Raw genomic sequence first — 11,338 nt, 5'->3', positions numbered from 1 at the left:
GCACCCAGCGCCGCGGTCCTCATCGCCGCTCGCGCGCTGATGGGCGTCGGCGGTGCGACGCTGATGCCGTCGAGCTTGTCGCTGATCGCCAACATGTTCCCCGACGCCCGACAGCGCGGACGGGCCATCGGCGTCTGGACGGCCGCCTTCGCGGGCGGTAGCGCCCTCGGACCCGTGCTGGGAGGCGTTCTGCTGCACCACTTCTGGTGGGGCGTGGTCTTCCTGATCAACGTGCCGGTGCTGGCCGTCCTCTTCATCCTCGGGCCGCGCCTGATTCCCGAGTATCGCGCTCGCACCTCCGACCCCTTCGACTTCGTCGGCGTCGGACTGTCGATGCTGGGCATCCTGCCGCTGGTGTACGCCGTCAAGACGATGGCCGCCGAGGGTGTCGCCACCGGCCCGGTCGTCATCGGTGTGATCGGCCTGGCGATGCTCGTGGTGTTCATCGTGCACCAGCGCAACACCCGCGCCCCGCTGCTCGACGTCCGACTGTTCGGCAACGCCCAGTTCAGCGCCGCCGTCGTCGTAGCCCTCGTGGGCATGATGGCGCTCGGCGGGATGGCGTATCTCACCAGCGTGTACCTGCAGTCGGTGATGGGGCACGACGTCTTGTCCGCAGCGCTCGCCGGACTTCCAATGGCTGTCGCGGTGGCGGTGTTCTCCCTCGGTGCGACGCGCGCCGCCGACGCCATCGGCACGCGTGCGGCCTTCGTCGGCTCCGTCGCGCTGGCCGCGGCCGGCAACCTGGGGCTGCTCCTGCTCACCACGTCGAGCCCGATCTGGATCTACCTGGTCTTCACCTCCATCGCCGGAATCGGCTACGGCATCCAGTTCAGCCTGGTGTCCGACGTGGTGGTCGGGTCGGTTCCGGTCGAGCGGTCGGGCGCGGCGTCGGGCATCTCCGAGACCAGTTTCGAACTCGGCACGGCGCTCGGGCTGGCACTGCTCGGGTCGCTGGCGACGCTGGTGTTCCGGGAGAGCTCCGGGGGCTGGGACTTCGGTGACACGCTCGGCGAGACCCTGCATCGCGCTCTCGACATGGGCGACGGCGGAACGGCTTTGGCCGACGCGGCACGTCAGGCATACGTCGACGGGATGCACGCCGCGTCACTCGCCGCAGTGATCGCGCTGACCGTCCTCGGTGTGGTGCTGACCTTCGTCATGCGCACGCCGCGGAAGAACACCCACTAGTCTCGGCCGCGTGCACGAACTCATCGAGAGTCGCTGGAGTCCGCGCGGCTACGACGACACCGCCACCGTCTCGGCGTCTGAGATCACCGAGATCCTCGACGCCGGACGGTGGGCGCCGACGTGGGGCCGAATCCAGCCGCTCAGGTTCGTCGTCGGGCTACGGGGCGACGACACGTTCACGCGGCTGACCGGCACCCTGAATCGCGGCAACATCGGGTGGGCGCCTCGCGCGTCCGCGTTCATCCTGCTGTGCACCACCAACGATCCCGACGACGCGAAGGCGCACACCTACGGCGCGGTCGACCTGGGCCTCGCGTTGTCGCAGATGCTGGTCCAGGCACGGGCGCTGGGGTTGCACGGGCATCCGATGGCCGGATTCGACGCCGCCGCCGCATCCGAACGGTTCGACATCCCGCATGACAAGCGCCCGCTCGTGGTGCTGGCCGTCGGTCGGCTGGCCGACGACCCCGACACTCTTCCACCCGAGATCCGCGAACGTGACGCGTGGCCGCGCGAACGACTGCCGTTGTCCGAGGTGGCGTTCGGCACCACATGGGGTGAACCCTTCGACTCCTGAGACCGTTGCGCACGGATGGGCGCCGGAACCGCATTTGATCGTCGCGGGTGGCAAAGAGTATGGTGACGCACATGCAGCGTGCACTCCTTCTCGGTTGCCGCGGCGGGGTCTGAATCGACCGGCCCTCCGTCGCGGGGCCTTTTCACGCGCCGGTCACTTTCCACTTTCATCCGGAGACTGACCATCATGGCTGCAGCAGATACCTTCACTTCCGGCGCAAGCCGCATCATCGAACCCGCGGGACCCATCCCCGAGGGGCAACCCGCCTGGAACACCCAGCGCGGTTCCGCGATGCCCGTGCATCGCTACCGGCAGTTCGCCGACGAGGTCGAGACGATCGCCATCCCCGACCGCACCTGGCCCGACAACGTCATCACCAAGGCCCCGATGTGGGGTGCGGTCGACCTGCGTGACGGCAACCAGGCGCTGATCGACCCGATGAGCCCGGCGCGCAAGCGCCGCATGTTCGACCTGCTGGTGCGGATGGGCTACAAGGAGATCGAGGTCGGCTTCCCCTCGGCAAGCCAGACCGACTACGACTTCGTCCGCGAGATCATCGAGGACGGCGCCATCCCCGACGACGTCACCATCCAGGTCCTGACCCAGTGCCGCGACGAACTGATCGAGCGCACCTTCGACGCGTGCCGCGGGGCCAACAAGGTGATCGTGCACTTCTACAACTCCACGTCGGTGCTCCAGCGTCGCGTGGTGTTCCGCGCCGACCGCGACGCCATCACCAAGATCGCCACCGACGCGGCACACAAGGTGCTGGCCGAACAGGCGAAGTACCCCGACACCAACTGGCGGTACGAGTATTCACCGGAGTCCTACACGGGCACCGAGTTGAGTTACGCCAAGCATGTGTGCGATGCGGTCACCGCGATCATCGCTCCCACCCCGGAGAACCCGATGATCATCAACCTGCCCGCCACTGTCGAGATGGCCACCCCCAACATCTATGCCGACTCGATCGAGTGGATGCACCGCAACCTGGAGCGTCGCGACTCGATCATCCTGAGTCTGCACCCGCACAACGATCGCGGAACCGCGGTCGCCGCAGCCGAACTCGGCTTCCAGGCGGGCGCCGACCGCATCGAGGGCTGCCTGTTCGGCAATGGAGAGCGCACCGGAAACGTCTGCCTGGTGACCCTGGGCATGAACCTGTTCAGCCGGGGTGTCGACCCGCAGATCTCTTTCTCCGACATCGACGAGATCCGTCGCACGGTGGAGTACTGCAACCAGCTGAACGTCCCCGAACGCCACCCCTACGGCGGTGACCTGGTCTACACGGCCTTCTCCGGCAGCCACCAGGACGCGATCAACAAGGGTCTCGACCAGATGAAGATCGACGCCGACGACGCCGACTCGGACGTCGACGACATCCTGTGGCAGGTGCCTTACCTGCCCATCGACCCCAAGGACGTCGGCCGTAGCTACGAAGCCGTGATCCGCGTGAACAGCCAGTCCGGCAAGGGCGGCGTCGCCTACATCATGAAGGCCGACCACGGCATGAACCTGCCACGCCGTCTGCAGATCGAGTTCAGCCGGGAGATCCAGAAGATCACCGACGGCGAGGGTGGCGAGGTCAATCCCAAGGAGATGTGGGATGTCTTCGCGGAGAACTACCTTCAGCCGATCTGGCCGCTCGAGCGGATGCGCCAGCGGGTCGACGCGGCCGAGGTCGACGGCGGCGACGACAACATCACCGCGATCGTGAAGGTCGAAGGCAACGAACGCGAGATCGCCGGCACCGGCAACGGCCCGCTCGCCGCGTTCGTCGACGCGCTCTCGACCGTCGGCTACGAGGTCCGCGTGCTCGACTACAGCGAGCACGCGCTGACCGCCGGCGGAGACGCGAGCGCAGCAGCGTACGTCGAGGCCGAGGTCAACGGTGAGACGGTGTGGGGTGTCGGCGTCGCGTCGTCGATCACCACCGCCAGCCTGCGCGCCGTGGTCTCCGCGGTGAACCGCGCCTACCGGGTGAGCGCACCGGTGGAGGCCGACAGCGGCGCCGCGCCGCGCACCTGGGCACCGTAAGGCCCTGTAAGACAACACCTTCGATGCCACCTTCGCGGTGGCTCCCAAGACCCACGGTGCGCGGGTGACCCCTGCCTGCACCGTGTCGGGTTGGGCCGGACATGGCACCGAGACGAGCGATCCCCGTCCGCCGTGTCCGGCCCATCATCGGTGTTGCAGATGGCCGTCCGATTGTGCCGCCCGAGAGAACCCGCTGCTCAGCTGCCGTCGTCGCCTCGAGCAACGGCGAGAATCCGAGGGTCGGTAGGCTCGCCATTCGCTTCGTTGGCGGCTATCACCATGCGAGCCGCCGCTTGACGCACCACAAGTGGGCGCACGCGACGACGTCCACCCGCGGCGGGTGAAGGGCTGGCTTCTGTCCTGGTCATGATGCCTCCTCACGTGCCAGTATGAGGTCGGAAGATCTCCGCTGTCACCCTCGTATGCCAGAGCCTGCGGGCTACCCCATGCTGCGAAGACTCTACGATCGGCGCGACTTGCCAACCTCGACCGCTGCAGCTTCGCCAGCACGTCGAAGCCGACGATCTGCGCGTCAACGTCGTCGGACAAGGTGTGATCGACACCCAAGTAGCGCGACGCCACCATTCCGCCCGGCGGTCGGCATATGTTCGTTGAACCAAACCAGCTATGCCACCGGCGAATCCCACCGCTCCGACGAGAAGAGTCGCCCAAACCTGGGCTGGCATGACGCCTACGACCGATTCCCGAGTCGCCCTCGGAAGCTGTCGCGCTCGTCGTACGGATCGCCGACGACGCGCAGGCGCGGCGATGTCGATCCGATCGACCCGCCGACAGCGTTCTTGGTCTTCTCCCCGATCGTCGAAAAGTCATATGCCGCAGTCGACATCGGGTACATGTCGGCGATGAGCGCCAGCCAGTGATAGATCTGCTTCAGATCGCTCTCGCTCAGCGGTCCGTGCATCCAATCATCACTGTTCCAGGTTTCGCGGTCGTCCCAGTTCTGCCACGGATAGTCCCAGTCGGTCGGCGGTGACACCGAGAACAGGCCGCGCACGATGACGTCGTTCCGATCGGTACCGGCCTCGACCCGCCAGCGGTCGACCAGCCGCGTGTAGGCCGCATATTCTGTTGCCGCCCAGCTGTTGTCACGCACTGTCCGCCAGCCGGCCCACCTCAGGGTGCGGGCAATCTTGGCGTCGATCGGCTGACACGGATGGTGCGGGGCGCCGGCACCCGCGAAGTAGAGGTACCAGGTGAATCCGGTGGGGCCGAGCCGCGCGATGACATTGCCGATGCGCTCAGGTTTGAGCAATGCGTACGCCTCGGCAGGATCGGTCCGACTCGTCGTCGCGGTGCGCATGAGGAGGGCACCGAGGTGGTCGCGATCTGCAGCGACCGCGGCGATGCGGCGCTTGGCGTCGGTCATCTTCTGGCCCTGGCAGAACGCCACGGTGTGCCAGAGCAGCGAGATGGCCGCGTCCGGGCTGCTGACGGCGTCCTCGCCCATGCGGAACAGGTCACGGCGAGAGATCCGATCGGCAGTCAGTTCAGGCAAACCGTGAGCAGACAGTTCTGCGTTCCACTGTGTCCGATTGACGTGCACGGTATCGGTGAAGATCTCGGTGGTCCGGTCTCCGGCAGCGAGCCACTCGGACACCAGGGCGGGGAGCTTGAGATTGTTGTCGGTCATGTTCACTTGGACGCACCTCGGCCCGATCCGGTTCCGTCCGCCTGCCGGGACATCTCGCGAATTCCGCCTAGGGGACCCCGCGGATCGCCTAGCGTGATCGACGTCTGGACCCTCGTCCGGGCGTTGATCCACGTCAGGAGCGAACTCACCCATGTCCGAAGTCATCGTCGTCGCGACCATCTCTCCCAAGCCCGGTGAAGAGGACAAGGTTCGGGCAGCCATCCTCGCGGCGATCCCGAAGGTCCACGACGAACCGGGTTGCGAGAAGTACGCGCTGCACGAGGCGACGGGCGATTCGACCGATCTGGTGATGATCGAGCGCTGGCAATCGATCGAGGCGCTCGGCACGCACGGTGGTGCGCCGGCGCTCACCGAACTCGGCGCGGCGATCGGCGACCTCCTCGCCGGCCCGCTCGACGTCAAGACCTTCACCGCCGTCCCGGCCGGGGATGCCGGCAAGGGCGCGATCTGACCACACGGGTTGTCGATTTTCGACCCAGGTGTTGTCTCCGCGCTTGAGTACGTGCTAGACCAGTAGAACGAGCGTTAGATCGGTACCGGGATTCCGGCCGATTCCGCTGTAGTCAGGCGATTCATCGTTCTTCTGAGAGGACCTGCTCATGCCCGAAGCCGTCATCGTCGACGTCGCCCGCCTCGCCTCCGGAAAGGGCAAGCCCGGCGGCGCCCTGTCGGAGACCAAGCCCGTCGAACTGCTCGCCCACGTCCTCAAGAACATCGTCGAACGCAACGACCTCGACCCCGCCCTCGTCGACGACGTGATCGGCGGATGCGTCGGGCAGGCCGGTGAGCAGGCCCTGAACATCTCCCGCACCGCCCTGCTCTCGGCCGGATTCCCGGAGTCGGTGCCGGCCACCACGGTCGACCGGCAGTGCGGCTCCAGCCAGCAGGCCGCCCATTTCGCCGCTCAGGGCGTGATCGCCGGCGCGTACGACGTGGTGATCGCAGCCGGTGTCGAATCGATGAGCCGGGTGCCGATGGGCTTCTCCGTCGCAGGCCAGAAACCGCACGGCCCGAGTATCGCCGCACGCTACCCCGACGGCCTGGTTGGCCAGGGCATCTCCGCAGAGCTGGTGGCGGCGAAGTGGAAGCTCGACCGCGAGGCACTCGACACCTTCGCCGCCGAGTCACACAAGCGTGCCGCACAGGCCACAGCCGACGGATTCTTCGACCGTGAGATCCTGCCGATCGACGTCGTCGATGCCGACGGGAACACCGCCACCCACCGCGTCGACGAGACGATCCGCGCTTCCACGACCGCCGAAGGACTCGGCGGCCTGAAGTCGTCGTTCTACTCGGAGGCCTACGCCCAGCGCTTCCCCGAGATCAACTGGCACATCACGCCGGGCAACTCATCGCCGCTGACCGACGGCGCGTCGGCCGCGCTGATCATGAGCGACACCATGGCGTCCAAGCTGGGCCTCACGCCCCGCGCTCGGTTCCACACGTTCGCCCTCGCCGGCGACGACCCGGTCTTCATGCTCACCGCGCCGATCCCGGCCACCCACAAGCTTCTCGACCGGGCCGGACTCACGATCGACGACATCGACGCCTACGAGGTCAACGAGGCCTTCGCGCCGGTGCCGATGGCCTGGGCGCACGAGTTCGGCGCCGACCCGGCCAAGCTCAACCCGCGCGGCGGCGCCATCGCGCTCGGACATGCTCTCGGCTCGTCGGGCACCCGGCTCCTCGCAACGCTCGTCAATCACCTCGAGGACACCGGCGGACGGTACGGCCTGCAGACCATGTGCGAGGGCGCGGGCATGGCCAACGCCACCATCATCGAACGTGTCTGACACCATCACCGCACAGACGTCACCGGCCGCCGGGCTCCCGCCCGGTGGCTGGCGCAGCACCGAACCCACTGCCCTGTCGCCGATCCTGGCCGCCGCCAAGAGCGCGTTCCACGAGCGCGGCTTCCACGGCACCTCTACCCGCGACATCGCTGCCCGCGCAGGCGTTTCCCTGCCGACGCTGTACTACCACCACGAGAGCAAGCAGGGCATGCTGGTCGCAGTGCTGCAGGCCGCGATGGACGCGGTGTTGAGCCGGGTCCGTGCAGCCATCGCCGAGGCAGACACACCCGCCGGGCAACTCTCGAATGCGATCGAGGCCATCGTGCTGCATATGACAGCCGATCTCGAACTGGCCAGCACCGCAGGCGAATTCCGATACGTCGAACACGATCACCCGCAGCGCGCGGAGTATGTGGCGCTTCGGACCGAGATGGAGGACCTCGTGGAAGGCATCCTCCAACGCGGTTTGGACGCAGGCGACTTCCACATCGACGGCGACATCAAGGAAACCCTGCGCTATCTGCTCGGCGCCTGCCAGGCCGTCTCGATCTGGTATCGGCCAGGGGGCGCCCGTACCCCGACTCAGGTGGCCCAGTCCTACGCGGCCACCTCCATGCGCGCCGTCGGCGCCCAACCGAACACATCCGTTGTCCTAGCACCTATCTGAGGAGTTGAATCACATTGAAGCGCACCATCTTCAACGAAGACCACGAGGCACTGCGGGCAACCGCACGGGAGTTCCTCGCTCGTGAATGCGCACCCCACAACGACGAGTGGGAGGCCAACGGCCAGGTCGATCGCGAGATCTACAAGAAGGCCGGCGACGCCGGACTGCTCGGCTTCAACATCCCCGAGGAGTTCGGTGGCGGCGGCAGCGAGGACTTCCGATTCAACGCGGTCGTCGTCGAAGAATTCGCCAAGTTCGACGGAGCCGCGCCGGGCCTGAGCCTGCAGAACGACGTTCTCGCCCCCTACTTCCTGCACCTTGCGAACGAGGAGCAGCGCAAGCGTTGGATGCCCGGAATTGCCACCGGTGAAACCATTCTCGCGGTCGCCATGACCGAGCCGGGAGCCGGATCGGACCTCGCCGGCATCAAGACGTCGGCCAGGAAGGACGGCGACGACTACATCGTCAACGGCGCTAAGACCTTCATCTCGGCGGGCATCAACTCCGACCTCGTGGTGGTCGTCTGCCGCACCAACCCCGATCCGGGCGCCGGACACAAGGCGTTCTCGCTGCTCGTCGTCGAACGTGGCATGGAGGGCTTCGAGCGCGGCCGCAAGCTCGACAAGATGGGCCTGAAGTCGGCCGACACCGCCGAGCTGAACTTCAACAACGTGCGTGTACCCAAGGAGAACCTCCTCGGTGAGGAGAACAAGGGCTTCTACCACCTGATGCAGAACCTGCCGTCGGAGCGCCTTTCCATCGCCATCGGCGCCATCGCCGGCGCCCGCGCGATCTTCGACGAGACGCTGCAATACGTCAAGGACCGCAAGGCATTCGGCAAGCCCATCGGAACCTTCCAGCACAACCGGTTCGTGATGGCCGAGCTCGCCACCGAGCTCGACCTCGCCGAGGTCTACATCGACCGCTGCCTGCAGGCCGTCCTCGACGGCGATCTGTCGGCCGTCGATGCGTCCAAGGCCAAGTGGTGGTGCACCGAACTCGGCAAGCGCGTCATCGACGCCTGTGTGCAGTTGCACGGCGGCTACGGCTACATGAACGAGTACCGAGTGGCCCGCGCCTACAAGGACTCTCGCATCCAGACGATCTTCGGCGGCACCACCGAGATCATGAAGGACATCATCGGTCGGGATCTGGGCCTGTAACGCCCGGTCGACGGGTCGGGGGCGCTACTTCGCGAGGTCACTGGCTTCGCGGAGTAGGCCCACGACGCTTCCGACAGCACTGCGGCCACCCGGACGGGTCAGCGCCTCGTACACCCTCGCGGCCCGAACACCCTTCAGCTCAAGCCTTCTCACCCCGGGATGACGCACGGCATAGCGTGGCATGAGGGCGATCCCATGACCGCCCGCAACCAATGCCTCGATGGTGGTGAAATCCAGCATTCGCTGCGTCACCCGTGGAGCCACTCCGGTGATCGCGGAGATCGACAAAAGCACATCGTCGACCGGGAAGCCACCCTCGACGGAGATCCAGTCGAAATCGGCCAGCTCCGACACCGATACCGAATCACGCTGAGCCAGTTCCGATGCCCCGGAGGCAATCACGTCAACAGGCTCGCGCATCAGTTCTGTCACCACCACCCGCGGCAACCTGACCGACGCGGTTCGCTCGTCGCGGTGGGTGACGACCACGTCATGGTCGGCGAGCGCCGGTGGCGCCTCGGGATAGCCCACGTCGAGGTGCGACGCGTCGATGTCGATGCCGGCCGCGGCCGCACCGTCGAGCACTGTGGGCAGCAGCAGCGTCGATCCGGACGGGAACATCGCGAGCCGGACAAGCGCATTGCCACCGCGATAGGACGCCATCTCCTCTTGTGCGCGCTCGATCACGGCGATCACCTCATCGGCACGCAGAACCAGCGCCCGTCCGGCCGGGGTCAGACGAATACGCCGACCGTCCTGCTCGACGAGTTCGACGCCCGCCTCGCGTGCCAGGACCTTCAGTTGCTGCGACACCGCCGACGGCGTGAGATGCATGGCGTCGGCCACCGCGCCCACCGAACCGCGGTCGGCGAACTCGCGCAGGATGCGCAACCTCTTGATGTCCATGAAGAAAGGCTACGTCAACCACCGAAGACCGTTCGATGATGCTTAACCGCGGATCCGAGTCGTTCGGTTGCGCGCAGCACCCCGTTCACCCGATCGGGATGAGGACATCGGACCCGGCTACCTCGACACTTGGGTACACACAACCGCCGAGGAGGTTCGATGCCCGATTCGACCGAACTCGGACCTGTGGATTACGTTGTCTATGAATTCCCGGACAGTACAACATCTTTCGGCAACGCCATGACAATCGAGCTCGCCGCGCTCGTACGGGACGGCACCATTAGGATTCTCGACCTCCTGGTGTTCTCGCGCCGCGACACCGGCGAGATCGACGTCGTCGAGGTCGAAGAACTCGTCGACAGCGGACTCACGGTCCTCGATGGCACAACTGCCGAACTCCTCGCCTGGGAGGATGTGGAGAACCTGGCGTCGTCCATCTCGCCCGGACGTTCGGCCGCCGTCATCGTGTGGGAATACCTGTCGACCGCATCCTTCACCAGGGCGGCACGTGCAAGCGGCGCGCAGCTGGTGGCGCGCGGCCGTATTCCCGGTCGGGCGATTGTGTCGGCCCTCGCCTCAGAGTAGATTTCGCTCGCGGGCACGCTCGACGGCGGCGCGGCGGGTGGAGACCCCGAGCTTGCGGTAGATCGATTGCTGGTGCGTCTTCACGGTGTTCACCGAAACAAACAGATCTGCCGCGATCTCGGCGGCCTTGTACATCGTCGGAAGATAGCGGAGAACGGCCAGTTCTCGTTCGGTGAGGTGATTGTCGGCCGACTCGTCGTCCTCGATCGGACGGCGGGGACCGTCGGCCAATTGCTCCAAGACATGCTCGACAAAGCGTTGATTTCGTTCTCCGACAACGTGATATCGCTCAAGCAGCTTCGGAACCGAGGGGCCGCCGACGATGAATGGTCGCACCGCACCCACCGGTTCCGCCAGCGCGATGGCCTCGCCGATCCGTACGAGCGCATCGGAGTCGCGACGCAGCATATGAGCCGCAACGGCTCCGAGCACCGCGGCCTTGGCAGCGATCACCCGGTACGGAGCAAACCGTGCGGCGTTGCCGAGCACACGAAAGACTTCCTCCGGGTGGCCCGTCCGTAAGTAGAACTGCGCCAGCAGCGTACGTTCCAGGGCGGCGGCGTAGTCATCACCCTCGGGCGGTTCGACGAGCACCGAATCGGTCGCCGCGCCTTCCATCAGGTCGACGTCGGTCATGGCAACATGCGACCACCGTCGCAACAGGTCAGGCAGGGCGCCCGCCGCGGCACACACTGCGGTCAGCCGCACTCGCGCCTCTCGCGCCGCGAACACATCGCCGCGGACGAC

The 11,338-nt window shown here is 66.3% G+C and carries 12 protein-coding genes; 8 read left to right on the top strand and 4 right to left on the bottom strand.

Translation table 11 applies throughout. The annotated features are described in order from the left end of the window. The 3 genes from ABZW74_RS22635 to leuA form a co-directional block, all read left to right on the top strand. On the top strand, positions 1-1,191 hold a 1,191-nt coding region (locus ABZW74_RS22635), incomplete at its 5' end, for an MFS transporter (RefSeq protein WP_355279536.1). A 10-nt stretch (positions 1,192-1,201) separates the two neighbouring features. Further along, complete coding sequence (locus ABZW74_RS22630) at positions 1,202-1,768, top strand: nitroreductase family protein (protein ID WP_240856247.1); 567 nt, start codon at positions 1,202-1,204, stop codon at positions 1,766-1,768. A 186-nt stretch (positions 1,769-1,954) separates the two neighbouring features. After that, positions 1,955-3,805, top strand: coding sequence for a 2-isopropylmalate synthase (gene leuA, locus ABZW74_RS22625; RefSeq protein ID WP_240856248.1), 1,851 nt, complete (start codon positions 1,955-1,957; stop codon positions 3,803-3,805). Positions 3,806-4,002: 197 nt separating this feature from the next. On the opposite strand, the gene ABZW74_RS22620 is transcribed toward leuA, so the two are convergent. Both ABZW74_RS22620 and ABZW74_RS22615 read right to left on the bottom strand, forming a co-directional pair. Next, positions 4,003-4,173 (bottom strand): hypothetical protein, encoded by a 171-nt coding sequence (locus tag ABZW74_RS22620; RefSeq protein ID WP_240856249.1) that lies wholly within the window; start codon positions 4,171-4,173, stop codon positions 4,003-4,005. 323 nt (positions 4,174-4,496) lie between these two features. Next, positions 4,497-5,456, bottom strand: a complete 960-nt coding sequence (locus ABZW74_RS22615) for a hypothetical protein (protein WP_355279532.1) — start codon at positions 5,454-5,456, stop codon at positions 4,497-4,499. A gap of 151 nt (positions 5,457-5,607) precedes the next feature. Here ABZW74_RS22615 and ABZW74_RS22610 point away from each other — a divergent pair, with 151 nt between their 5' ends. From ABZW74_RS22610 to ABZW74_RS22595, 4 genes are all read left to right on the top strand, one after another. After that, on the top strand, positions 5,608-5,928 hold the full coding sequence (locus tag ABZW74_RS22610; RefSeq protein ID WP_240856251.1) for a putative quinol monooxygenase: 321 nt from the start codon (positions 5,608-5,610) through the stop codon (positions 5,926-5,928). 148 nt (positions 5,929-6,076) lie between these two features. Beyond that, positions 6,077-7,270 carry an acetyl-CoA C-acyltransferase gene (locus ABZW74_RS22605; RefSeq protein ID WP_240856252.1) on the top strand — a complete coding sequence of 398 codons (1,194 nt, stop codon included), beginning with the start codon at positions 6,077-6,079 and terminating at the stop codon, positions 7,268-7,270. Positions 7,271-7,343: 73 nt separating this feature from the next. After that, positions 7,344-7,937, top strand: a complete 594-nt coding sequence (locus tag ABZW74_RS22600; RefSeq protein ID WP_240856322.1) for a TetR/AcrR family transcriptional regulator — start codon at positions 7,344-7,346, stop codon at positions 7,935-7,937. Positions 7,938-7,951: 14 nt separating this feature from the next. Further along, positions 7,952-9,100 (top strand): acyl-CoA dehydrogenase family protein, encoded by a 1,149-nt coding sequence (locus tag ABZW74_RS22595; protein WP_355279528.1) that lies wholly within the window; start codon positions 7,952-7,954, stop codon positions 9,098-9,100. Positions 9,101-9,124: 24 nt separating this feature from the next. On the opposite strand, the gene ABZW74_RS22590 is transcribed toward ABZW74_RS22595, so the two are convergent. Continuing rightward, complete coding sequence (locus ABZW74_RS22590) at positions 9,125-10,006, bottom strand: LysR family transcriptional regulator (protein WP_355279525.1); 882 nt, start codon at positions 10,004-10,006, stop codon at positions 9,125-9,127. 159 nt (positions 10,007-10,165) lie between these two features. Here ABZW74_RS22590 and ABZW74_RS22585 point away from each other — a divergent pair, with 159 nt between their 5' ends. Next, a complete protein-coding gene (locus ABZW74_RS22585) occupies positions 10,166-10,591 on the top strand; it encodes a DUF6325 family protein (protein WP_355279523.1) in 426 nt (141 codons plus the stop codon). On the opposite strand, the gene ABZW74_RS22580 is transcribed toward ABZW74_RS22585, so the two are convergent. Then, positions 10,583-11,338: LuxR C-terminal-related transcriptional regulator (locus ABZW74_RS22580; protein WP_355279520.1), on the bottom strand; the 756-nt coding region annotated here is incomplete at its 5' end. The two genes, ABZW74_RS22585 and ABZW74_RS22580, sit on opposite strands and share 9 nt — an antisense overlap.

It is taken from the genome of Gordonia sp. NPDC003585, from assembly GCF_040610755.1.
Taxonomy (GTDB): domain Bacteria; phylum Actinomycetota; class Actinomycetes; order Mycobacteriales; family Mycobacteriaceae; genus Gordonia.
Note: the sequence above shows the minus strand (reverse complement) of the source record. Positions and strands in the feature narration are given on the sequence as shown.